Genomic DNA, 23,414 nt, shown 5'->3' with positions numbered 1-23,414 from the left:
GCTAGTTAACCCAACCCAGATAGTCGCGGATGACTGACCATCTAGGCCTATCTTCCTTGGCACCTTTGCCTAAAATCCAGAATTCGTACTCTTTATCGATTAGTCCTTCGGTTTTTTTCAAGGTTATCCAGCTATTGAGATAGACCAGCATACTGTAATTGCCTCTGGCGGTCGCGAATGCCATAGGGAATTCGTAATCCGTGCCTTCAGGCAAGATAACGCCATAGTCAGGGTAGAGCATGCTCCAGGCATAACCTGCTTCCGCCGATATCAATAAGGCATCGTATATCTCTTTCGGTTGTTCAAAATAGGCTTGGTAATTAGTTAGTTGGAACAGGGTTATATCTGGGCGCGCCGCTTGGATCCGCTCGGCCAGTTTCTCTTGACCAACAATGGCTACTTTCAGTTCTCCTGCCTCTCGGAGCTTCTGTACGGTAGAAAAATCTTTCAAGCGATAGTCTTTCGCGACTAAAGCTAAATGCAGCTGCAGTATGGGGTCGGTGAAGTTCATCTTGCCCATTAAGGTGGCATCCATGGCGATACCGGATATCGCAATATCGATATGCCCTTGGTTTAGGGTGATATCTAGGCGCTTTGGATCGTAAGGGATCAGCTCAATCTCTACGCCTAATTCTTGCGCAAAGGTATTGATCAGTGAAATGTCCAACCCGACCAATTTATTTTGCTGATTGAAGTAAGTAAATGGCGCGTTGTTGGGCAGGTAACCCACACGGAGGACACCACGTTGGATGATGCTTTGCAGATTAGCCGCTGGCGCGGATGCCGTGGACAGATCAGGGTACTGATCTTGAATTTCTGTCGAAACTTCATTGACCACTCGCATATTTCCCAATAGCTCAGCGGTGTTGCCTGACTCGGAGATAATAACGCTTGAGATGATCCTGGCGCTGACAATCATTAGCACCAAGCCTGCGAGCACCATGCCGCCCGCTTTGAGTAGATCTCTTGTGGTAACCAGCCACTGTTTTTGGATTAATGCCGTGGTCAGTAGGCCAAAGATCAGCAAATGCATCACCGCCACTAAAGAGTTAAATTTGCCGGTAATAAAGGAGGAGACCAAAAACAGCTGATAAAGATCGGAGGGCAGTTGCAGGCTGTTAAGCATAAATGGGATGGCTGCATGAACAGAGCCAAACAGGCTTAATAAGCCACTCATCGCTAACATAGGATAAGCGGTGATGGAGACATCTTTACCGGTAAACCAACCGCAAAATAGTACGAAAAAGATAACGGTTAGTTTGCCTGCGTTAGGGAAGGTGAATGCGATGGGAAGCAGTACATCGAGGTTCCCATCGGTATCGGCACGAGTTAGATTTTTTTCCGCAAACAGTTTTTTTGAACCTTCGATAAGTACCGGCAATACGATGAAAATGTTGCCGGTGGCAAAGGCCGTGATTAATGAATCCCGCGATAACGACATGACTTCGCGATAACTAAAAGGTGTAATGGCCGCCACCATGGCGGGAAAGAGCCACAAACTCAGCGCCAAGCAAAGCAGGGCGTAGGCAACGAGAAACACTTGAAGGGAGGCAAATTCATCGACGGTCAGTGTGCCTGCCGCTCCCGCTGCCGAAGCAAATACGCCGACAGGCAGTGTTTTCACCATGAAATTGGTGACACGAGAAAGGCCTTTGCCCACCACATCCATAAAGGCGATGACGGGCTCTCGCCCCTCCATGTTGATAAAAGAGATACCCAGGGCAATGGAGAAGATGACCACCGCAGGAATAGCGCCAATCGCTAGCGATTTAAACGGGTTGGCAGGAATATATAGATCGTAGTAATTCACCGGTGGTGGCGAGGTGATCACTGAGGTGCTAAAAAATGATGCGGTGGTGACCTCTGGAAACGCCAGCGGTAATACGAGGATGCCAACCAAAGCCATACCCCAGATAATCAGCATCACGATCCCAGCTTGGGAAAAGAGTAGTTTGGCGGCTTTGCCTTCCAGCCTGCCAATGCCACTGATCAAAGAAACGGTGACATAGGGCAGGATGGTCATCTGCATCAGTAGGATCACACCCGTTCCTACCCACTCCATCCAGCCAACCATTTCGCCAAAGAATAGGCCCACGCCAATACCCGCAAACATCGCCAGTAAAATAAGGCTGGATAGGGATAGTTTGAACTTCATTGCCTCTCCTTTGACATAAAATTACTTGCTCTGTATTGGCCAAAGCTGATGGTGGTTAGTTGCCTGTGTTGATGCCGAAATAATGGCTTTGCCTAGGGTATAACTTAGACCAACGAATCCATTTCTGGCTGCGTTTCATGCAGCATATCGAGCATAGGTACCATGGTTTGTGGTGGGTAAACACGGATAATGGCATCAACCATTTTTAGCCGTGCTTCTTGGTCGCTGTCATCAATACTATGGGCTGCTTGCCAATGATCTTCACTCGGCCAGACGGAATAGGAGATCCAACTGCCGTCGTTGGCACGATGAAGCCTGGAACCTTGCGCACCATAATGCAGCATATTACGTTGGATGATTTCGCCCCACCCTTGCTCAAACTGCTGTTCTTTGCCTTCTTTTAACTGCCAGCGATTAATGACAATAAACATGGGTTCTTCCTTCTCAATGGCTGGTGACTAGTTAACCATAGCATTTTCAGCGAATTCGTCATGTGATCAACGCATTACAAAGCTATTTGAGCGTCAGGGAGAGAGCGAAGGCTAGGGAGCTGTGAACTCTATTGGTAAGCGACGGTGTTGAGAGAGATCGCAACGATCCTGACCGAAGCTGTTTCTAAAGTTATCTTCCAAGCGTCTGGCATCCCCTTTGGCAGGATCAAAATAGCGAATAAAACTATCAACGGTGAGTTGCCGTCCGGCGCGGAGTAACCTGACACGAAAATATTCATCTTCGGGTAAACTGTGCACAAATTGGATCAGTGCATCGGTATCTTGAAAAGGTTGCTCATTGATATGAGTGATCTCATCACATGGATGAATACGAGAGAGTTCTGCAGGGCTATTGTGTGACACCCCGTTGACCAACACCCCCTGAAAACTGAAGTCGTACTTTTGCCTGAATTTTTCCGTGTAGTGCCCCTGCAGAATGACGCCCCAAAAGGCGTAAGGCGCAGCCTCTTGTTTTCTGACTTCGCTATCTGCTGATGACGAGGCATGGGCAAGCAGACCGAGCACAGCAAGGCTAATTGCAATAATTTTGGATCTGTTAAGCACGTTAGGCCTCAGCGCTTAGCGGGACATATAGCCGTTGGTGATATCACTCAGCGTGACCTCTTGGCAACCCTCGGCATGGTAGAGGGAGTTGCACTCTTGAATGACATTGCGAACATCGTCGGGACTCATGGTATTACGTAAAGGCCATGGGTCAGATGGACTCACTTTAGAAAAGGTTTCTCTCAGCAGAGAGATGGTCTCGTCAACTAAATAAAGACTCATAATAACTAACTCCTTGTGTTATGAGTGTTACCGCTATCCGTGCTCTTTATTTATAGCTTTTCATGTCGAATATAGCTAGAAAATAACGGTAGATCATTAGAGTTTCAGAGATCTCTCACACAGGCCGCGGCGAAAATCCGCAATCGTAGCGGATAAATTACTAATTTATGTCAGAATATATTGCAGATAGGGCGTTTCGTTTTGACTCGATCATGCTTTATCTTCGTTTAACGGTTTTCTAGCAACCATGCGCTACGGAGCATGAGTTGTTTTTTTATTGCATCGAGGGAGTGGTATCAATGATGTGCAAAAGGTTGTTTTTGGTGCTGGCGTTTTTGCTGGTACCTATGTCGCAAGTAAGCGCTGCGCCAAGTAAAACCCAGGTTAATGCTGCGCTAGAAGTGTTGCAAGAAGCGGTGAAATCAATGGGACCAACATTGGTGTCTCGATTCTCTTTGGCCGAGCTTGAGCAGCTGTTAAAACAGCATGGCTACAAGGAGGTTAAAGTCCGTGAAAGTGGCAGCATCGTGTTTAACCATGATGGTACTAATTATGTATTGCAGCTTTATGATGATGGTGATCTTCAGCTCTACTTTGGTGTCTCAGGTATCCGCTTGACCGCATCAGCGATGAACGAATGGAATCGCACAAAGCGTTTGTCTCGTGCTTATTTGGATAGTGATGATGATCCAGGCCTAGAAGCAGACCTGATGGCTAATGGTGGTATCAACGAAGAGATTGTCTCTGAGTTTATTAAGGTGTTTGTTAATACATCAGCCCCAGCATTTGAGAACTTTCTGCGTGAAAATGGTGTTTAGCACTCCAGTTTCTTAATGCCTTCCGTATTGAGAGCGTAAATGCGTTATCGCCGACTCAGTTGCGATAGCGCATCTCCCATACTGCCACACCCTTTTTGTGACCATCCGCCATCTACTGGGATAACTGCCCCCGTGATATAGCTCGCCATGGGCGAAGCAAGAAAACAGCAGGCATGGCCAATATCTTCCACTGTGCCTAGACGTTTTAGCGGCACGTCATCGCAGGTTTTTTGCTTTATCGCTGCTGTTGGGGCGAGTCGTTCCATCCCCTCTGTACCGTCTATGGGGCCAGGAACAATCGAGTTAATACGAACGCCATACTCTCCCCACTCTAGTGCCAGCGTGCGAGTGATCATATCGACCCCGGCTTTGGCTGCACAAACATGCAGTTGTGCTGGCATGGGAAGGTAAGCTTGTGGCGCGCTAATGTTGATGATACTGGCACCTGGCTTGGTGAGCAGCTCAAAGCTGGCTTTCATCACATGAAAGGTACCTAAAAGGTCGATATCGACTACCGACTTAAAGCCATTGGCTGACATATTTTCCGCTAAAGCGGGAAAGTTACCCGCCGCGCCTGAAACTAAAACATCGATGCTACCAAAGCGGTCATGGGCGGTGCGCAGGCCTTGGGCGATTGCCTCAATATCTCTGACATCGGCACAAAACCCATAGGTTTTGGCACCGAGCGCTTGCAGTGCTGACTGCGTATCATCGACTTTTTGTTGCTGCCGGCTGGCGACCGTGATGTTGGCATGAAGCCGGGCGAAGCATTCCGCTATACCGCGGTTGATACCGCTGGTGCCGCCGATAACAACCACATGCTTGTTAGTAAAATTGAGCGCTGTCTGCATCGCGGATGTTCCTATGGCTAAAAATCATAACGATAGTTCAAGGCAAATGAGGCTGCATCGGCGCGATAGTTACCGACGTTAATGACATAGAGCCGTTTATTGAAGTCGTCATCAAACAGGCCCATTAAGTTGTATCCCTGCAGTGACACTGAATGCTGTGGGGCGAGTTGATAGTGAGCGCCGAGATCCAGAAACACAGCCCAATCTGTGCTGTCGGTATAGCCCGGATCGGTTAATGCTGTTGAAGAGCTGTTGCCATCTTCGCTGGCCGCCCGCTGATCCACGGTATAGTCGATGTAGTCTTGGGAGCCTTGATAATCCCAAAACACCCGTAAGGCGCCATTAAACTTCAGTGCCGTATCAAATTGCCAACTCGCGGCGAGTTTGGAAATGTGGTTGCTCCATTGGCTCAGATCATCACCATAGCCAAACGGTTCGGCGGAGATCTTTTGTGATTTTCCCTCTTCGGCGTCAAAGCTGGACAGCTTGGTATAACTGTGGGAAGCGCGAATATCCCAGGTTTCGGTGTGGTAGCTCAGCTCTAGCTCTAAGCCACCGACGCGATACTCTGCGACTTTGTCTGAGCGAAGGGTATTGGTATCGATACCGATCACTTCAATGTCATTGAAAAAAGCACTGGCACTGTAGAGGAGTGCTCCACTTGCCTGGCGTTGATAAACTAACTCGATGCTTTTGAGCTCTTCTGGATCAGAGTTCTCGCCACCTTGATGCTGCAGGCGCAACTCTTCGGCGTTATTTTTTCTTACTGAACGACTCGCGATCAGCTTGACGGTATCGATGTCGGTTGGGGTGTAGATTAGCGCGGCGCGTGGAGACCACATACTGTCGGTGTACTGATCTTCATCTCCCCGTAAACCCAGGAAGCTAGTGAACTGATCATTGATGGTCCACTGATGTTCGATCATCAGGCCGTAGGAGTAGGTTTCCCATTCAGGCATCTCCCCGAGTACAAACGAAACTGGATCGGCATCGGGATAACCCGGACTCTCTCTACCCCAGCGCTCATAAGACGCAGTGCCGCCAATGGCGAGCGCGTGATCGGGAAGGGGCAGCCAACTGGCGATCACAGATGCTAAAAATTCATCTTCGCGGTGATTCTCTGGGGGATTGTCTGGCAAATCGGTATTAAATAACTTGCGTTCGTAATCAAAGCTATCGGCGCTGAATCGGTAGTCTACCCACAAGGTGTCATCAATTTTGTCTTTATAGTCCATTGTCAGTGTGAGCTGCTGATAACCAACACTCTGGGTGGTGAGATCTTCCTGCTGCAGATCTGCAGGGGCAAAACCGTTAGGTGACTCCAGCACCACCTTATGACTCCAGGGCATCTCCTCGCCACCCCGGGTGTAGCGGAGCCAGGCATCAAAGTTTTCTTTCTGGTAGTTGAGGTGAAGCTTTAATTTTGGCAGATCGCGATGTTGGGCGTTGTTTCTCGGGTGATTCAGGTTGCTGTCGGCACCGGCGACCAATTCATCCCCCCAAGGCGTTGTGTCACTGAGGCCATATACCACAGGTGAATCACTTTGATCCGCGCCTTTGTAATTACTAATGCCGCCGTAGAGGTAGATACCACTGGTTTCATCTAAGCGGATCCCTTTCTTAATTTCGACAGATTGAAACTCCTCTACCGCGCCAACTTTGGCGATAACCTGATCGCCGGAATAGTTGTTGAAGTTTTCGGTGCGGATATTGATCACCATAGAAACCGCCCCTGGGCCGTACACCACAGAGCCCGGACCGCGAATGACATCGATACGGTGAATATCTCCCATCATGGGAAGGTCACGCTCTGACAGTGCACCGAAGTGGGTGCGCTCGTTCATGATCCGACCATTCACCAGTAATAGATATTTGTCATCTCTGTCGCCCATTATCCCCCGCATTCCCATATGCTTAGCTTCCCAGTGATGGGGCAGATAGTGAAAGTTGGGTACGTACACTTCCAGTAGGTCGAACAGACTGCGTGTTTCTGAATCATTGATCATTTGCTGGGTGATGGTGGTGACTGATGCCGGATCCAGCCGCTCAATGGTTGGGGTGGCTGAAGCGGTGCCGGAAACACCGATCTGCATCAGTTGCGATACATCCAGTTCAAACAGCGTTTCAAGATCAAGAGGATCTTCTTCGGCATAGGCGGTTGGCTGCCCTAAAAGAATTGCTGCACAAATTAGAGAAAGCGTCGAACGATTCGGCATAGATACCTCAAAGAGTCGCCCAGAAAAAAAATTACGACCTGTTAACAATCCAGTATTCGACCAAATTCCTATATCCACCAGTCACCATGTTGAAATGTCAGAGCTAATTCGCATATTTAGCGCTTAATATTTAGAAGTTGTGAAACCTGTGTAACAGTGGGCGCGATAGCTGTTTGTTACTCTGGGTGAGAATATTTATGGCTAGTGTCTGGGGCAGGCCAAGAGTGTCGTAATGGCCACCATTAGCCATGACTGCAAGTAGGTGCAGGATCTGTGAGGGATCAAGTTAAGGCAAAGTTGAAGATGTTTGGCGCAACACACTGGAATATCAGTGTGGGCTTTCGCTCGTCGTTATTCTTGCTACTACTTTGGCTGCCCAACCTGCTCAGCGCAGTAGAGTTAGATGCCACTAAATTGCGCGCGGCATTTCTTTATCAAATAACTAAGTTTGTTAGTTGGCCAGATTCAGTACTTTCTGAGCAACAGGCGTTGAACGCTTGTTTCGTTGGTCAACAAGTGGAAGATCTGGCAGCGCTATTTCGCCGGGCAACAGAAGGTAAAGAGTCCCAGGGGCGAGCGTTGCAAACCCTCTATTTTCAAAAGTGGCAGGGGTTACATCAGTATCAAAGTACGCAATTTTGTCATCTGGTGTTTAGTTTCGAACAGGGCAAGGGATTTAAACTTGCGCAACAGCTTTCTGAGAGTCAAACCCTGTTCGTCGGCAACGATGTGGTGGCACTGAAAGCCGGGGCGATGTTTGCCCTACCTATAGCCAGCAATAAGATCTCCATCTTGGTTAACCAAAATATGCTTGATCGTAGTCAGTTGAAAGTGCAGGCCCGTTTTTTGCGTCTGGCCAAGGTGTGGAAGGGAGCAGCTGATGACGACGTTTAAGCGTCAGCTGCAGTGGACGGTCGCGATCATTGTGACTCTGGCGCTGGTGCTCAGTAGTGTGCTTCATGCCTATTTTGCCACAGAAAGAAGCCGTGAGAATGCGCTGTCAGCATTGCAATCACAACTCAATGTCGTGGCCTACAATTTGGTACCAGCGCTCTATTTCAGTGATAGTGATGAATCATTGGCGATTTTGGCCGGACTACAGATCCAAGAGAATATATTAGGTACCGGCCTGTACCTTGATGGCACCTTGGAACTGCCCGTGGATCAGCCGTTTGCGGAAACTGGTGTACGTTTGTTGCGCCCTCATCTGGGTGACAACCGGTATCAGGTTGCCCGAGGATTGGTGTTCAGCCTGACGCCGATTGTCTCTGAGGGAGAACGCTTAGGTTATCTGTATGTGGAAGCCCGGGTCCCCCAGTTGTCAGATATTATCTTTGATACCTTAAAACTGGCCGCTATTGTGGTGTTGATTTGTACGATGGTTGCAGCGGCGCTGACCACCTTTTTATCCAAAGGCTTGGCATCACCTATTACCGAACTGGTGCGTGTCGCTGACAAAATTGTTAACAACAAGCATTGGTCACTGCGGGCACCGGAAACGGAGTACCTGGAACTACAACAATTGGGGCACTCTTTTAATCGAGTGTTGGATAGTATTGAGCAGGAGGTTGTTGACCGAAAACAGCGTCAGCGTGAGCTTGATAATCTGAATCGAACATTGGAAGAAAAAGTGGTGCAGCGCACCTTGGCGTTGGAGCAAAAAAACGCAGAACTGGAAGGAACCCTGCAAGCGCTGGAGCGCTCACAGCAACAGCTTGTACAGCGAGAAAAAATGGCTGGATTGGGTGAGCTCGTCGCTGGCGTGGCTCATGAAATTAATACCCCAGTGGGGATCAGCATTACAGCGACCTCCCACGTGATGGATAACACACGTCAGCTACGTAAAATGTTTGCTGAAAATACGCTGACCCGCACGCAGTTTTCTGACTACATGGATCTGGTTTATGAAAGTGGTGAAATCGCTTTAAGAAACCTAGAGCGCGCCGCTGAGCTGGTGCATAGCTTCAAACTCGTCGCTGTTGATCAAAGCTCTGAAGAGAGTCGGCGCTTTAATTTGCTGGCCTACATGGAAGAGGTGATCGCGTCATTGCGTCCGCGGCTGAAAAATACTCAGCATAAGATCGTGCTAGAGGGGGATAGTGATATAGAGTTTTATGGTCAACCCGGCATGTTCGCTCAGCTTTTAACTAACTTGATCATGAACTCTTTATTGCATGGATTTGAAGCGCAGACCGAGGGTCGGATAGAGATCGCGTTGCAGCGTTTGCCCGACCGGCCAGATGTGAATGACGAAAACAGCACGGTGCATTGGGCTAAAATTTGCTTCTCCGACAGTGGTAAAGGGGTGGACGACACGGTGATGGCTCGTCTATTTGACCCTTTCTTTACGACCAAGCGTCACTCCGGTGGCAGTGGTTTGGGGACTCATATTATCTTTAATTTGGTCACCCATGGCCTCAAAGGTACTATTAGCGCATCCAATGGCAAGCTGAACGGCTTAAGTTACGAAATCGAATTTCCATTGCAGGAAGCAAAGCCGTTTGCTGATCAGACGCGTCATTAGGGTGTTATTGTTCTAGCAAACGCATATAGAGCGCTTCATATTGATTGAGTATTGCCTCCTCGGAGAAATCCTCGAGTATGTCGGGCGCTTTCTCTGCCATGGTTTGCAGTAGCTCTCGGTCATTGAGTAGCACGCGTATTTTTCTACCGGCATCAATAGGGTTGGTGGCTTCGCACAGAAAACCATTTTCGCCATCGATCAGCACTTCGGGTATTCCGCCAACATTGGTGGCTACCGCGGGGACATGTTGAGAGAACCCTTCTAGCAAGACCAAACCGAAGCTCTCTTCGGCACTGAGCAGTAAATTGATATCGCCAATCCCTAACCAGCGGCCGCACTCTTTCACTTTACCAGCGAAGATGACTTTATCGGCTATGCCTAAATAGTGAGCCAGATGTTCACAATGAGGTCGTTGTGGGCCGTCGCCAAAAAGGACTAATTTGGCATGATGAGTACGACAGACACGATAAAATGCATCAATGATGTCATCGGTGCGTTTGACCGTACGGAAGTTAGAAGCGTGCACTAAGACATTTTCATCTTCATCGATATCAAATTTGGCGCGCATTGCCTTGCGCTCTGCAGCTGTGAGCAAGGGCAGCTTTTCAACCAAGAAGTTGTAAATGGTGTCAATGTTGAGATCGCTACCGTAGGTTTTTAATGCCAGTTGCTGCAGGTTTTTTGACACCGCAGTGATGGCATCGGCTTTCTGCAATGCCCACTTAATAGGCGGCCGCATACTCGGTGTGTTACCTAATTGAGAGACGTCGGTACCGTGTAGGGTGATCACTAATTTGCTTTCCAGTCCGCCGACTTGGCGAGCCATTTCAGCGCTTAAGGCATAGGGTACGGCATAATGACTATGGATGATGTCGAACTTGATCTTTCTCGCGTAGCGTTCAATTGTGCCGCTGGTGGCCAGTGTTTCAGGAGGGCCGGATAATAGCTCTGTTTTCGGCAGATTGACGGACACAAAGCGTAGGTTGTCAGGTGCGTTTTTGAGGTTGAAAGGGCGGTCTGTTGCGAATAGGTAGATTTGGTGACCACGTTCAGCGAGTCTCAGCGCCAGTGTGGTGGCCATGATGCTGGAACCACCCATACCTGCTCGACAAATAATCGCAATTTTCAGACTTGGTTTTTCTGCCACTCTAGACTCCCTACGGATCAGATCCTTGTTCAGTGACTTGAGAATAGCAGTGAAGAGTGACACTGCTATGAATTCGGTTAGCGAGTTATTTAGAGTGAGATTGTGGTCACTTAATAAACGGCTAACTCAATGATTAAAAAATAGCTTTCCTGTATTGACGCTGTATCTGGGGAGAAGTTCCATCGCTGCCGATACTGAGCAGCATCATTCCTGTGCCGTGATGAGTGAGCGTGATACCTAGACATAAAAAAAGCCAGCGCTTAGAGGGCGCTGGCTTATTCAAAAACCGTCAATGTATTTGCAAACGGCAGAGTTGCTTGGCTAGCTAACCGCTACACTGCACGAACATGGAATACGTGTTCCACGCCGGCGACTGCCGCCAGTAACTGCGCATCCGGTTGCTGTTCGATATCCAATATGGTGTAGGCGATATCGTTACGGCTCTTGTTTAGCAGATCGATCACGTTAATGTTCATGTCGGCTAACAGCGCAAGTACCTGACTTAGTACCTTAGGCACGTTGTCGTTGGCAAAAGTCAGTCGATAGCCATGGGTACGTTCCATGCGGATCTGAGGGAAGTTTACCGAGTTTTTGATGTTGCCGTTCTCAAGGAAGTCGACCAACTGGTTAGCGCCCATGATGGCGCAGTTTTCTTCCGCTTCTACGGTACTGGCACCTAAATGCGGTAACAGTGAAACCTTGTCATTGCCAAGCAGTTCCTGGCTTGGAAAATCGCTGATATAGCGGGCAACCTTACCCACTTCCAGCGCTGCGAGCATGGCATCATTATCGACGATCTCACCGCGAGCAAAGTTCAACAACTTCAGCCCCTGTTTTGCTGAGGAGAGCGCTTCGCTATTGATCATCCCTTTAGTGGCTTCAATCGCTGGCACATGCAGAGTGACATAATCACATTTGGCTAACAGGGCGCCGAGGTTTTCCGCTCGCTGCACATCGCTGGATAAGCGCCATGCGGCTTCAACACTGATCGCCGGATCATAGCCGATCACTTCCATGCCTAGTTCCAGCGCCATATTGGCGACATTGGCACCAATGGCACCAAGACCGACAACGCCCAGGGTTTTGCCTGTTAGCTCAACACCGGCATAGGCTTTCTTACCCTTTTCGACCTCTTTATTTAGGATCGCCGGGTCGGTTTCTGTGAGTGCTTGCACATACTGCATCCCTTCACAGATACCGCGACTGCTTAGCAGCAAGCCCGCTAATACCAACTCTTTTACCGCATTGGCGTTTGCGCCAGGGGTGTTAAATACCACCACACCGTTGTGGGTGCATTCGTCGATGGGGATATTGTTGACGCCAGCACCTGCACGGGCGATGGCATTGACTGAATCTGGGATCTGGTCAACGGTGAGCTTATGACTGCGTAGCAAGATCGCTTCCGGTTGAGCGATCTCGGAGCCAACCTCATAACTGTCGCGGCTGAATCTGTCTAAACCACGGCTGGCGATTTGATTGTAGGTACGTATCTTTCTCATTGAATCCGTCCAACGTTTTTATTGTTGTTAAGTAGGGAGGCGCAGTTGCCCCTCCCCTTAGCCTTTGTGTTTTCTTATTGGGATCTGCGTGCGCTGATTAAGCAGTCACGGTTTCATAGGCGTGCTTGAGCCAAGGCAGCATCGCTTGCAGATCACTGGCTTCGACTGTGGCACCACACCAAATCCGTAAGCCTGCAGGGGCATCACGATAGGCGCCAATATCATAGGCGATCGCTTCCTGGTCCAGACGTTGGATGATCGCCTTAACCTGCTCAGGGCTCGCTTTCAGGGTTAAGCAAACGGAGGTGTTAGAGCGGATCTCTTTACTGTCAGCAAGGAAGTCGATCCAGTCATTGGCAGCAACAAATTGCTCAACAACGGCTAAGTTGTTTTCGCTCTTGCTAACAGCCCCTGCCAGTCCACCGATATCTTTTACCCAGTTCAGGGCATCCAGATAATCTGCGACACAAAGCATGGATGGAGTATTGATAGTCGCCCCTTGGAAAATGCCCTCAATCAATTTGCCGCCCTTGGTCAGGCGGAAGATTTTCGGCAGTGGCCATGGTGGGGTGTAGCTTTCCAGGCGAGCAACAGCGCGCGGGCTAAGTACTAGAACACCGTGAGCTCCTTCACCGCCGAGCACTTTCTGCCAGCTAAAGGTGGCAACGTCGATCTTTTCCCATGGCATATCCATAGCAAACACCGCGCTGGTAGCATCACATAAAGTTAAGCCTTCACGATCATCAGCGATCCAGTCGCCATTAGGCACTTTGACGCCTGAGGTGGTGCCGTTCCAGGTAAAGACAACATCATTGGCCGGATTGGCCTGTGACAGGTCTGGCAGCTGACCATAATCAGCCAGGTAGTTGTTTACATTGTCCAGCTTAAGCTGCTTGAGGATGTCGGTTAACCAGCCGCTGCCAAACGATTCCCAGTGAAACACATCAACCGGACGAGAGCCCAGTAGTGACCACATCGCCATCTCCATCGCACCGGTGTCTGAGCCGGGGACGATGCCGACCAGATAGCCTTCCGGTAGGCCGAGAATTTCGTGGGTATCTTCGATAGCCTTTTTAAGCATCGCTTTGCCCGGCTTCGAGCGGTGTGAGCGGCCTAGAATCGTCGTATCTAGTTGGCTAAGATCATAGCCAGGGCGCTTAGAGCAAGGGCCTGATGAGAAATTAGGATTAGCGGGTTTAACAGTGAGTGTCATTTTGGGTTACCTGCATAACAATTCAAAATAGTTGATTAATTGTGCAAACTTCCCGCACTCTACCGCACCTTTTTAAATTTGTCTTGCGCGTCAAACCCAGATTTAAAATAAAGCTAATAATTTGTTGATTCTAGATAATAAAAGTACCCCCGGCAACGCTTGATTACCGGGGGGGACTCGCCAATGCGAATGATTGGCTTAGTGATGAAACCGTTATGCTCTGTTGGCTACTCTATTGATGTAGCAGCACCCACAGGAGCACAAGCGTCGTCTACGGATAGGTCGCAGCTGGTTTCTGTGTCCTCAGCCACAGTGACAGCAACCGTGGCATCCGTCGGTGTGGGTATCGCAAGCCCTTCGAAGCTGTCAGGATCATCCTCTGTTGTACCGCAATGCAGTGTCAACGTATGGGTGCCTACGGGAACAAACCCGAAATTAAACGCGCCTGTCTCATCTGTTGCAACACTGGCGAACGGCTCGACAGCTGTCACATCCGGATTCATCTCAGGATCGTATTCATCACCCAAGGTGCCCTCAGGGCTTCCGGCATAGAGATAAGCCACACTGATAGCGCCATCAGCTGCACATTCTGCAGAGGTCATCAAGGTATCGCCAACCATACCTGAGATCGTTCCTGTGCCTGCATTATCCACTAGGCTCACTCCGCGAGGTTTGAGGATGTAGCGATCAGGGCCAGGGTTGTACGTCATAGACTTACGCAGATTAAAGTCGATGGTGAGGTTGGAGCCAGTGTCACCCAAGCTGAAACCACCAAGCTTTAGCGTACCGGATGGAAGCTTCAATTCTTTGATGAAAGAGTCGTCTTGTGGATCATCGCCTTCAGGCAGCTGTTCATTGACGTATGAGAAGTCCGTATCTTCGTCGATAACGTCTAACCAGACATCGTTATAGTCACCTGGCGCAACCTCTTCATCTTCTAGCAGAATAAATTGCTCACCGCCGGTGTAGTCGAGCAGGTTCAGTGTGATAGTGTCTTTGGCGACCTTGCCCTCTTCTGTTGAGGCATCACAGCTTTCGTCATCGGTATCACCCTCTTCAGCATCAACCGTAAAACAGTCGAATACCTGATCGTCATTCCCTTCCTGTTTTAAGGTGATTACGTCAATGGTGATAACCACTTCATCAACGTCATCCACTGGAGCATCAGAGATCCCCAGCGTCAGAGTGTCCATGGCGAGTGGGAAGTCCTGTACGGTATCTGCTCCAGCCGTCACCGTGACCTCTGTGACATTGTTGGCTGGCATAGGAACGGTTATGCCATCGTAAAGCTCGGGGTCATCACCTGCTTCGCCCGCGTCACAGGCGTATGCCAGCGTGTGGGTGCCTGCGGGTACAAAGCCAAGTTCATAAACGTAGTTGCCTGAATCTTCATCCATCATGATGCCCGTGCTGGCAAAGGGCGCTATTGCACCTTCTGGCGCCCCGTTATTTGCAACGTCTGGGTCAAATTCATCGCTTAACAAGGATGCATCCAGTCCAGAGCCAGCATAGAGGTAAACAATATGGCCGCTGTCGGCACACATGGGATCAGCCAGCAGGGTATCCAGGTCGATTGTACCCATCAGCGTGCCAGTATCTGCGTTATTGGCTAGGGAGACACCGCGAGGCTTCAGGTTGTATTCATCGGGACCCGGCTTATAGGTCATAGACTTTCTGAGGTTAAATTCAATGGTGAAGTTTTGTGGCGCATCTGCGGACACTTCAAAACCACCCAATTTCAGTTCGTCGCTGGGCACTTTTATCGACTTAATGGCACCATCAGTTTCTTCGACATAGGAGAGAGCAACATCTTCATCCAGGATCTCCAGCAGCATATCGGAGTAGCTGCCTTCCGGCACGTCCTCTCCTTCGATAATGATAAACTGACTGCCGCCCTGAAACTCTAATAGGTCAATCTGGATGGTTTCAGCATCAGTGATCCCTTCATCGCTGTTGTTGAAGGTTTCAAAAACCAGATCATCAGCCCCTTCACGTCGTAATGTGACAGTGTCAATGGTGATGACCACTTTGTTAGCGTCATCGACAGGTGCATCAGATACGCCCAGCGTAAATGCGGCTATTTCACCGGTATCGTCATCTTCATCATCATCGTCGTCGCTACAGGCTCCGAGCAGAGAGGTGCTGATAACCAGCGCTGCTATCCAAGGCCATTTTGTGTGATTAAATCTCATCATACCGTTCTTCCTGTTGTTATCAGTGGAGAGTGGAGAGTGGAGAGTGGGTTTAGATAAACATAATAGTTCAAAAATTTACTTGTGCCGAAGTGGCTGTTTTGCTGATAACGCGGTGGTTCAAAATCCTATCTTGATGAACAACGCTTGAGGCAAATTGTGGCCGCTTGCTGTTTTAACGATTGGCGATCAGGTTTTGTATCTATGGGTTGCGCTGGCAGGGGCAGCCAGCCATGGGGGCACCATAGTGAACCTAACTTGTGACGTATTTCCTTGGTCAGCGCTTGTTGCTGTTGCGGTGACAGCGGATTGGTATAGGCGATAGGGCAGTGACCCCACTCTTCGTCTGCCACAGCGACAATAACCGCCTGTTCGATTTCCGAGTGTTGCAGTAATAGCTGTTCGATCTGTTCCGGCACAATGTTTTCTCCGCCACAAACGAAGCGGTTATCTTTGCGGCCAATCAGTCGTATGCCTTGCGCTGTTTGTTTGGCGATATCGCCGGTGGCAAACCAGCCTTGGGCATTTCCCAGAGGGAAGAGTTTTCCTGCGCGCCAATAACCTAGCGCCAAGGTGCTGCCTTTTACTTCCACCTCACCGCTATCTGAGAGTCGCAGTTGAGTCTCAGGGAGCGGTTGTCCGACAATATTGTCACCCACGGCGGGGCCGGTGCAGATCTGTGAACTCATTTCCGTCATGCCGTAGCTGGTGAAGCAGTTGAGTCGATGTTGCTTAGCGCGATCCAGCAGTGACTGGTCGATGGCGCTGCCGCCTAACAGCAGATATTTCAAATGGGTAAGTGAATCGCTATCTGCTTGTTCTAATAGCCGATAAAGTTGGGTGCTAACCAGCGACAGATGAGTCACCTGTTGCCGGCTGATCGCGTCTAGTATGTCGCTCTGTTCGGCAAGCACCATCGTCGCTCCAGCATGTAAGCAGCGAAACAGGATCGCCATGCCGCCAATATGGGCTAACGGCAGCGAGAGCAGCCAGCGATCCGATCTTTTGAGGGGGATTAACTGCTGGCTTGCGGCTGCACTGGCTAAATGATTTGCCAAGCTGTGCGCTACCGCTTTGGGTGTACCGCTGCTACCTGAAGTGAATATCAGATCCATCGGCGCATCTGCTGCTAATTCAAGCTCGCGTTGCGGTTGAGCAGGCGTGGTGTCGCTGATGTTGTTTGCCAGCTTCGGCGGCGGAATGATCGCGATGCTATCGGGTTGCGCGTGTGGCGCAGAATCATCTGTACTATTTGTACCAGCGGCATCATCGGCACCATTGGCACAAATGATGCCGTTGGCCGCAATACTGCGGAGCAGGTGCTGTTGCCGGGATAGGGGTAAACGGTGATTGAGCGGGGCGATGATTAGCCCCTGCCGTAAACAAGCCAAAATAGCGATGATCAACGCCAGTGAGTTTTGCCCTTGCCAAGCCAAGCGTTGGCCGCGGTTGAAACCATATTGCTGCAGTTCGTTGGCGTAATCTGCGACAGCCTGATCCAGCTGGAGATAACTGATCTCGCCATGAACGTCCGATAGGCAAGCGATCGCTTTTGGATCTTGTATTGCAATATTGCGCAGCGGGCAGGTTAGCTGGGACATCAACTTTGCCAGATAAGGTGCCAGTGCGCTGGCGATATTGCTGCGGCGTCAGTGTCTGCTGACGGTATGGACGGCAAGGTATGGGGTTGCAGATAGTGCAGGGTGTCTAAACCGGGGAGCTGCTGAGGACTCCATTGCTCGGCCAGTGTTGCTAGCTGACTGGTGCCCAGAGAGCTTTCGTAACTGGCGCTGACAATCACCTTGATCTTGTTTTGTTTGGCCCAGTTCACCAGCTCCTGACAACGGGCGAGCCCCCCGACGAGAGAGGGCTTAATTACCAGCGCGCTTAAGCCTTCAAATGCAGTAGGCATAAACAGAGGGTCTTGCAGGTGCTCATCCAGCGCTATGGGATAACCGCTGGCACCCAGGCAAACACTGGCAGCAAGGGTGTCACAAGGCTCTTCGATGAAACTGACTTGTGACATATCCACTGCGCGGCAGAAGCTGAGTGCTTGTTCAAATGACCATTGGCGATTGGCATCCAAGCGGAACTCGGTCACCGGCATCTGGTCGAGCAGTGCTTGCATCAGTTTCTGTTCTTGTTGCAGTGGTGCCCGTGCGACTTTGAGTTTGACGCAACGGGGCAGGTTCGGGAAGCCTTCGACCTGTTCCAATATATCTGCTGGCTGGCCTTGCAGCAGCATGGCTCTTTGCGTGGGGGCGGTGGCGAAGTTGATCTGCTGTTGAGCGCAATCGATGGCAAAAGCCACAGAGGGCTCAGGGGCGATCAACGACTCTCCCTCGATAAGGCGGCGTAGGTGATAACGTGCACTGTCGATTGCTTGCGCTAATGACTCCTGGCTAAAGCCTGGTAGCGGGGCGATTTCACCCCAGCCACGCTGGCCATCAGCGAAGGTGAGTTCAACGATGGCGCCGCTGCGTTGCTGCCTTTGCTCAGCCCAAGAGAGTGGCTCGGTCAGAGGCAAGTCGTAACGATAAAGGTTGGCAGCGGCGATCCTGTTCATAAACAGCCTCAGGGGTTGCGGGTGAACTTATCGAAGTCCGGAGCACGCTTTTCGTTAAAGGCGTTACGCCCTTCCTGCCCCTCTTCGGTCATATAGAACAACATGGTGGCGTTACCCGCCAGCTCCTGCAGGCCGGATTGACCATCGCAGTCGGCGTTCAAAGCGGCTTTCAGGCAGCGTAGGGCCATCGGCGAGTTCTGCAGCATCTCGCGGCACCAGCGTACCGTTTCTTGCTCTAGCTCAGCCAAAGGTACCACGGTGTTAACCAGCCCCATATCCAATGCCTGCTTGGCATCATATTGACGGCACAGGAACCAGATTTCACGAGCCTTCTTCTGGCCGACAATACGTGCCATGTAGCTGGCACCAAAACCGCCATCGAAGGAGCCCACTTTAGGACCTGTTTGTCCGAAGCGAGCATTGTCTGCGGCAATCGTCAGATCACACATCAGGTGCAAGACATGACCGCCACCGATGGCATAGCCTGCCACCATCGCCACAATGGGCTTCGGGCAGGTGCGGATCTGGCGTTGAAAATCCAGCACATTAAGATGATGGACACCCTTATCATCTTTATAGCCACCATAGTCGCCGCGTACCCGCTGGTCGCCGCCAGAGCAAAAGGCGAGATCCCCTTCACCCGTTAAAATAATGCTACCGATCTGCGAGTCGAAACGGGCATCATCCAATGCCTTGATCATCTCCATCACTGTTTGCGGACGAAAAGCATTTCTGACTTCAGGCCGGTTGATGGTGATCTTAGCGATCCCTTCGGCCTTGTGATAACGGATATCTTCAAATGCTTGGCCAGCGTCCTGCCATTGAATTGGTGCGTAAAGTTCCTGTTCAGTCATGTTGTTTGCCGATTACCTGAATTGCTTGTTGAAGGATCTGAGTAAATTGTAGTGGATCTGCGTGATGGGTATTGTGGCCTACGTCATCGATAGGGTGAACCCTGATAGCCGCATTAAGTTGTGCGATCTGGTTGCCGATATCAGCAAATTTCCTGTCCTGACGGCCATAAATATAAAAGATGGGCAGTACCGAGTCGCTTAGCCAGGGACGCAGATCGGGTTGTTTACCCAAGCTAAGGCCACTTAGCATGGTGGCTAGGCTATTGCCCCAGGCATGACTGCGCAGGGCTACCAGCTGCTGTCGTTGTTCTGGGCTGAGGTCGGCGAACACGCTTTGTTGATACCACTGTTTCAACACCGTATGGATAGGTTGTCTGGCAAAGCGTTGACTCCAGCGTTGATCTGCCTCTATCCGTTGCTGTTGCGCGGGTACTTCCGCGAGCCCTGGATGACAAGACTCCACGATGAGCCCTTGCAAACCTGTGGGCTGTTTTGACCCGTGATACATGGCGATACGGCCACCCAAAGAGTAACCAACAAGTAGATAGCGCTGGATCTGATGCTCCGCCAAATAGCGGCATAGCCATCGGTCTATGGCGTCAAAATCGACCTGTTCTGGCATATTAGCAGCGGGTAAACCGTGGCCGGGCAGATCGGGCGTATGAATTTGCCAGTTTGCTGTGTCCTGCGCGTCTGCGCCGAGCTGAGCGATCACCGTTTGCCAGTCGTTGCCTGAGCCAAGAAAGCCGTGCAGGAACACTAAAGCTGGCGCTGCTGACTGATCAGTCATCGCTGGTTTCTCGGTGAGCACCCTGCTGCAGGTCGTGATCGTTAAACGCTGCAAATAGCTGCTTTAGTTGCGCCACACTTTGACCGGGTTCAACCATCACTTCGATGACCACAGGGTGATCGGTGGATAGGGCATGGGTGAGCTGCTGGCTAAATGCTTGTGTGTTGCTCGGCTGCTGATAGTCGAGGGCAAAGCCCTTACACACATCTGCCAGTTGCCATTGGGTGGGCTGTTGAAACAGTGGCTTCATGGCATGCTCAGGCACCGGCAGGATCTGGAATATATTGCCGCCATCATTGTTCAGTACCACCACCGCCAGTGGGCCCTGGTGCTTGCTCAACAAGGCTAATGAATTCAGATCATGGAGCAGTGACATATCGCCTATTAACAAGGCGAGTGGCCGGTGGCGTGTGGCCTTGGCGATGCCGACGGCGGTGGCAAGCAAGCCGTCGATGCCACTGGCGCCTCGGTTACTGTAGAGCGGTGCTTGCAGGTGGCCGCTAAACAGCTCTAGCAAACGTACGGGCAAGCTGTTGCCTGTCATCAGGCTATGGGCTTGGGTCATTGTCTCGGCAAGCCATTTGGTCACACTGATCTCGGTGACCGGGCTGATGGCTGACGGACAACTATCATCCAGTAACCGTTGGATCTGCTGTTGCGCTCGTTGCTCTTTGTGATTGATCTGCTGCACGAGTTCCATGGCATGCGAAGCTTCGTTTACTAAGGCCGCAGGTAACGCTGCTGAGTGCGCTTGGCACCAAGGCACGATGGCCGACCGGATCTGACGACTGGCTTTATTCAGTGGATCTAATGAAGTTGTTGATGGCGACACCAACCAATAGTTTGGCAACGCTGTGGTTGCCAATGCCTGCATTAACCGTTTCGAGACTAAGCGGCCACCAAACTGCAAGATTAAGGCGGGCTGGCTCATTATCTGCTGCGCGTCAGCGCTGCTGAGCCAGAGATCAAAGTAGCAGGCGCTGTCTGCGTCATCACGGGATTGTGATTGCAGATCCGCCAATAGCGGCCAGCCCAACTGCTTCGCCAGAGCCTTGACCGCGCAGGCCTCCGCTGCAGTCATAGCCCCCGCGATAATCAGCCCACTTTGTTGGCTTAGCGCCAGCCAGTCAGGTTGCAGTGCAACAGGCGCTGGTGTTGCAGTGCTGCTGAGCCCTGCGGCAAAGAATGTCGCCGCCTCGCTATCGGCTTCCGCATATTCATTTTGTTGCTCAGGGCTTATGTAGAGCGGTTCGCGGAATGGACAGTTGATATGGATCGGTGCGGCTTGATGATCACGGATACGCTGTATCAGCTGTCTGGCATAGCTAGCCAGCTTATCGGCTGAGCTGGCAAACTCATCTGCCGGTGGTAGATGGATCGCTTCGCTCACGTAACTACCGAAGATATTGCGCTGTTGGATCGCCTGGTTGGCACCGCAGTCAATCAGCTCTGCTGGTCGGTCTGCGGTGAGCAGCAAAAGCGGGATACCCGTTTGATAGGCTTCAACGACAGCGGGTAGTAGGTTGGCAACTGCAGACCCTGAGGTGACAACAATCGCCACCGGGCGGCCGCTGGCTTTGGCCAACCCCAACGCCAAAAAGCCTGCGCCGCGTTCATCAAAGTGGGTATGGCGCTGAATATCAGGGTGTTGCGCAAAGGCTAGGGCCAAAGGCGCTGAGCGAGAGCCCGGTGCGATCACAACGTGCTGGACACCCGCTTGGTACAGCGATTCAACCAACCAGAGACTCCAGCGCTGGTTGCGCCAGGCCGTTGTCTGGCTTGCCGTTTGTTGGCTCATTTTTGTCCCATCAGGCTGCGTACCGTGGCGACTTTGTTGTCTAGCTCTTGCCACTCTTTATGGGCATCGGAGCCATCAACAATCCCTGCGCCAGAGTAAAGTGCCAACTGGCAGCCTTCAATATGAGCACTGCGGATGGCGACACTAAACTCACTGTTAGCATGGCTTAGATAACCAATCGCGCCAGCATACCAGCCACGTTGGAAGGGTTCATGGGCAGCAATAAAGCGCAGCGCATCGGCTCTGGGGGTGCCACCAACGGCGGGTGTGGGATGCAGTCGCGCCAGCAGATCGGCATCGCAGATCTCTTTGCGTAAACGGCCATGGATGGCGCGCTTGAGGTGCTGCAAGCGGTTCAACTTAAGTACTTGCGCCCGATCATCGTAGCTTAGGGCATCACAGATCGGACCGAGGCGCGATAAAATATCATCCAGCACGATACGATTCTCACGCCGGTTTTTGCCGTCACCGAGCAGTGCCATCGCGATCAGACGGGCATGTAACGGGTCTTTCGGTCGCACATCGGTTCCTGCGACCGCTTCGCTCAATAGTTGACGACCATCGCGCTTGAACAGGCGCTCGGGAGTGCAGCCGATAAAACTGCTCTGGTTATCAAGTTGCAAGGCAAAAGGGGTGCTGTGCTGATTTGCTTGGTGCCAACGTTGTAGCAGCAACCAGGGATCACAGGGTTGTCCCGTCGTCAGTAACTGACGCCGGGCTAACACCACTTTCGATAGAATGGGCTGTTCCGCTAATGCCTGACTTACCAGCTTCGCCCAACTGGCCTGCTCCGGTGAGTTACACACCGCCAATACGTCGGGTAACGGCGGACATGGGGTATGAGCCGGTTGGCGAAGTGTGTGCAGTGCATCCTTGGCGGCAGCCATTTCGTCTGTGAAGCTGTGTGCTTCATCAACCCATAAGTTAAGGGTCAGGGTGATGTTGTCATCTTGCCGTTGCCATAATAGTCGTGGCAGAAAAAACAGTGGCTGCTCGGTGCCGGGAGTGTTGGTGTCATCAAAGGGCAGGGCGCCCATGATCACTAGCGGTAAAGCGGCTGATTCACTTAAGCAGTGACTCGCCTCATTGGCCGTGGCAAATTTACGCACACAGCCGGTGGCTGCTAGCTCTTTATCTGACTCACGGCTTTGCCAATAGGCTTTGGGATATTGGCTTTGTGCTTGCAGCCACGGAATACCACTGACTCTGTCTAGTGTCTGAACCAGTTGCAGCGGCCCACGAAACGGACCCAAGTTGGATAACTGCGTCAGTAAAGGTATCGACGGATCAGATTTCGCTGGGATCGGAAGTTGCCGCACTGCCATGGTTGGCGGAGTCCATAGTTTTTACTCTGAAGAACATTTTGAAGCAAATTCATAGGCCTGCAAGCCCAGCGTGAAAAACTGTTGATTCATGGCAATATCATGCTGGTAAAATTGGCATATTGATTTTATTAATGTTTTCTTTCTTGTTGGTACTTGGTAACGCTATCACCTACTACATATAGTGTTTTT

Annotated in this window: 19 protein-coding genes; 3 read left to right on the top strand and 16 right to left on the bottom strand. The window is 50.9% G+C overall.

The genetic code is table 11. The features are described from left to right. Nucleotide 1 precedes the first annotated feature (1 nt). From EXY25_RS12655 to EXY25_RS12640, 4 genes are all read right to left on the bottom strand, one after another. Nucleotides 2-2,155 carry a cation:dicarboxylate symporter family transporter gene (locus EXY25_RS12655; protein WP_130567058.1) on the bottom strand — a complete coding sequence of 718 codons (2,154 nt, stop codon included), beginning with the start codon at nucleotides 2,153-2,155 and terminating at the stop codon, nucleotides 2-4. Nucleotides 2,156-2,259: 104 nt separating this feature from the next. Further along, nucleotides 2,260-2,586, bottom strand: coding sequence for an antibiotic biosynthesis monooxygenase family protein (locus EXY25_RS12650; protein WP_130567057.1), 327 nt, complete (start codon nucleotides 2,584-2,586; stop codon nucleotides 2,260-2,262). 111 nt (nucleotides 2,587-2,697) lie between these two features. Then, nucleotides 2,698-3,210 carry a PDZ domain-containing protein gene (locus EXY25_RS12645; RefSeq protein WP_165419358.1) on the bottom strand — a complete coding sequence of 171 codons (513 nt, stop codon included), beginning with the start codon at nucleotides 3,208-3,210 and terminating at the stop codon, nucleotides 2,698-2,700. A 15-nt stretch (nucleotides 3,211-3,225) separates the two neighbouring features. Beyond that, nucleotides 3,226-3,432 carry a hypothetical protein gene (locus EXY25_RS12640; RefSeq protein ID WP_114338258.1) on the bottom strand — a complete coding sequence of 69 codons (207 nt, stop codon included), beginning with the start codon at nucleotides 3,430-3,432 and terminating at the stop codon, nucleotides 3,226-3,228. Nucleotides 3,433-3,731: 299 nt separating this feature from the next. Here EXY25_RS12640 and EXY25_RS12635 point away from each other — a divergent pair, with 299 nt between their 5' ends. Then, nucleotides 3,732-4,250 (top strand): YbjN domain-containing protein, encoded by a 519-nt coding sequence (locus EXY25_RS12635; RefSeq protein ID WP_130567055.1) that lies wholly within the window; start codon nucleotides 3,732-3,734, stop codon nucleotides 4,248-4,250. Between the two features lie 44 nt (nucleotides 4,251-4,294). On the opposite strand, the gene EXY25_RS12630 is transcribed toward EXY25_RS12635, so the two are convergent. After that, nucleotides 4,295-5,101 carry an SDR family oxidoreductase gene (locus EXY25_RS12630; protein WP_130567054.1) on the bottom strand — a complete coding sequence of 269 codons (807 nt, stop codon included), beginning with the start codon at nucleotides 5,099-5,101 and terminating at the stop codon, nucleotides 4,295-4,297. A 17-nt stretch (nucleotides 5,102-5,118) separates the two neighbouring features. Continuing rightward, the gene (locus EXY25_RS12625) at nucleotides 5,119-7,317 is read right to left on the bottom strand and encodes a TonB-dependent receptor plug domain-containing protein (RefSeq protein WP_130567053.1); all 2,199 of its coding nucleotides are present in this window, start codon (nucleotides 7,315-7,317) and stop codon (nucleotides 5,119-5,121) included. A 303-nt stretch (nucleotides 7,318-7,620) separates the two neighbouring features. On the opposite strand from EXY25_RS12625, the gene EXY25_RS12620 reads away from it, so the two are divergent. Continuing rightward, entirely contained in the window at nucleotides 7,621-8,211 is a 591-nt protein-coding gene (locus EXY25_RS12620) for a YfiR family protein (protein ID WP_130567052.1), read from the top strand. Continuing rightward, entirely contained in the window at nucleotides 8,198-9,841 is a 1,644-nt protein-coding gene (locus EXY25_RS12615; protein WP_130567051.1) for an ATP-binding protein, read from the top strand. Before EXY25_RS12620 ends, EXY25_RS12615 begins: the two co-directional genes overlap by 14 nt. Nucleotides 9,842-9,845: 4 nt before the next feature. Here the strand turns inward: EXY25_RS12615 and bshA are convergent, their stop codons facing one another. The 10 genes from bshA to EXY25_RS12565 form a co-directional block, all read right to left on the bottom strand. Then, entirely contained in the window at nucleotides 9,846-10,988 is a 1,143-nt protein-coding gene (gene bshA, locus EXY25_RS12610; protein WP_114338264.1) for an N-acetyl-alpha-D-glucosaminyl L-malate synthase BshA, read from the bottom strand. Nucleotides 10,989-11,320: 332 nt separating this feature from the next. After that, complete coding sequence (locus EXY25_RS12605; protein WP_130567050.1) at nucleotides 11,321-12,487, bottom strand: 3-phosphoglycerate dehydrogenase family protein; 1,167 nt, start codon at nucleotides 12,485-12,487, stop codon at nucleotides 11,321-11,323. A 97-nt stretch (nucleotides 12,488-12,584) separates the two neighbouring features. Then, the gene (locus EXY25_RS12600) at nucleotides 12,585-13,700 is read right to left on the bottom strand and encodes a phosphoserine transaminase (RefSeq protein WP_130567049.1); all 1,116 of its coding nucleotides are present in this window, start codon (nucleotides 13,698-13,700) and stop codon (nucleotides 12,585-12,587) included. Between the two features lie 227 nt (nucleotides 13,701-13,927). After that, nucleotides 13,928-15,895, bottom strand: coding sequence for a DUF4382 domain-containing protein (locus EXY25_RS12595; protein WP_130567048.1), 1,968 nt, complete (start codon nucleotides 15,893-15,895; stop codon nucleotides 13,928-13,930). A gap of 125 nt (nucleotides 15,896-16,020) precedes the next feature. Beyond that, the gene (gene menE / locus EXY25_RS12590; RefSeq protein WP_130567047.1) at nucleotides 16,021-17,493 is read right to left on the bottom strand and encodes an o-succinylbenzoate--CoA ligase; all 1,473 of its coding nucleotides are present in this window, start codon (nucleotides 17,491-17,493) and stop codon (nucleotides 16,021-16,023) included. Beyond that, entirely contained in the window at nucleotides 17,493-18,458 is a 966-nt protein-coding gene (gene menC / locus EXY25_RS12585) for an o-succinylbenzoate synthase (RefSeq protein WP_114338269.1), read from the bottom strand. Before menC ends, menE begins: the two co-directional genes overlap by 1 nt. A gap of 8 nt (nucleotides 18,459-18,466) precedes the next feature. Beyond that, a complete protein-coding gene (menB, locus tag EXY25_RS12580; RefSeq protein WP_114338270.1) occupies nucleotides 18,467-19,312 on the bottom strand; it encodes a 1,4-dihydroxy-2-naphthoyl-CoA synthase in 846 nt (281 codons plus the stop codon). Next, the gene (gene menH, locus EXY25_RS12575) at nucleotides 19,305-20,102 is read right to left on the bottom strand and encodes a 2-succinyl-6-hydroxy-2,4-cyclohexadiene-1-carboxylate synthase (protein WP_130567046.1); all 798 of its coding nucleotides are present in this window, start codon (nucleotides 20,100-20,102) and stop codon (nucleotides 19,305-19,307) included. Before menH ends, menB begins: the two co-directional genes overlap by 8 nt. Further along, nucleotides 20,095-21,900, bottom strand: coding sequence for a 2-succinyl-5-enolpyruvyl-6-hydroxy-3-cyclohexene-1-carboxylic-acid synthase (gene menD / locus EXY25_RS12570; RefSeq protein WP_130567045.1), 1,806 nt, complete (start codon nucleotides 21,898-21,900; stop codon nucleotides 20,095-20,097). The genes menH and menD overlap by 8 nt, the downstream gene beginning before the upstream one ends. Then, a complete protein-coding gene (locus EXY25_RS12565; RefSeq protein ID WP_130567044.1) occupies nucleotides 21,897-23,225 on the bottom strand; it encodes an isochorismate synthase in 1,329 nt (442 codons plus the stop codon). Before EXY25_RS12565 ends, menD begins: the two co-directional genes overlap by 4 nt. Nucleotides 23,226-23,414 lie beyond the last annotated feature (189 nt).

Origin of the sequence: Corallincola spongiicola, from assembly GCF_004284785.1 — a bacterium.
Lineage (GTDB): Bacteria > Pseudomonadota > Gammaproteobacteria > Enterobacterales > Neiellaceae > Corallincola > Corallincola holothuriorum.
Note: the sequence above shows the minus strand (reverse complement) of the source record. Positions and strands in the feature narration are given on the sequence as shown.

Coding starts and splice junctions, on each gene's coding strand:
- EXY25_RS12655 (WP_130567058.1), bottom strand. CDS start 2,155: ATGAAGTTCAAACTATCCCTATCCAGCCTTATTTTACTGGCGATGTTT.
- menB (WP_114338270.1), bottom strand. CDS start 19,312: ATGACTGAACAGGAACTTTACGCACCAATTCAATGGCAGGACGCTGGC.
- EXY25_RS12625 (WP_130567053.1), bottom strand. CDS start 7,317: ATGCCGAATCGTTCGACGCTTTCTCTAATTTGTGCAGCAATTCTTTTA.
- EXY25_RS12565 (WP_130567044.1), bottom strand. CDS start 23,225: ATGGCAGTGCGGCAACTTCCGATCCCAGCGAAATCTGATCCGTCGATA.
- EXY25_RS12605 (WP_130567050.1), bottom strand. CDS start 12,487: ATGAGAAAGATACGTACCTACAATCAAATCGCCAGCCGTGGTTTAGAC.
- EXY25_RS12615 (WP_130567051.1), top strand. CDS start 8,198: ATGACGACGTTTAAGCGTCAGCTGCAGTGGACGGTCGCGATCATTGTG.
- EXY25_RS12650 (WP_130567057.1), bottom strand. CDS start 2,586: ATGTTTATTGTCATTAATCGCTGGCAGTTAAAAGAAGGCAAAGAACAG.
- EXY25_RS12595 (WP_130567048.1), bottom strand. CDS start 15,895: ATGATGAGATTTAATCACACAAAATGGCCTTGGATAGCAGCGCTGGTT.
- menE (WP_130567047.1), bottom strand. CDS start 17,493: ATGTCCCAGCTAACCTGCCCGCTGCGCAATATTGCAATACAAGATCCA.
- menH (WP_130567046.1), bottom strand. CDS start 20,102: ATGACTGATCAGTCAGCAGCGCCAGCTTTAGTGTTCCTGCACGGCTTT.
- EXY25_RS12630 (WP_130567054.1), bottom strand. CDS start 5,101: ATGCAGACAGCGCTCAATTTTACTAACAAGCATGTGGTTGTTATCGGC.
- menD (WP_130567045.1), bottom strand. CDS start 21,900: ATGAGCCAACAAACGGCAAGCCAGACAACGGCCTGGCGCAACCAGCGC.
- menC (WP_114338269.1), bottom strand. CDS start 18,458: ATGAACAGGATCGCCGCTGCCAACCTTTATCGTTACGACTTGCCTCTG.
- EXY25_RS12600 (WP_130567049.1), bottom strand. CDS start 13,700: ATGACACTCACTGTTAAACCCGCTAATCCTAATTTCTCATCAGGCCCT.
- EXY25_RS12620 (WP_130567052.1), top strand. CDS start 7,621: ATGTTTGGCGCAACACACTGGAATATCAGTGTGGGCTTTCGCTCGTCG.
- EXY25_RS12640 (WP_114338258.1), bottom strand. CDS start 3,432: ATGAGTCTTTATTTAGTTGACGAGACCATCTCTCTGCTGAGAGAAACC.
- EXY25_RS12635 (WP_130567055.1), top strand. CDS start 3,732: ATGATGTGCAAAAGGTTGTTTTTGGTGCTGGCGTTTTTGCTGGTACCT.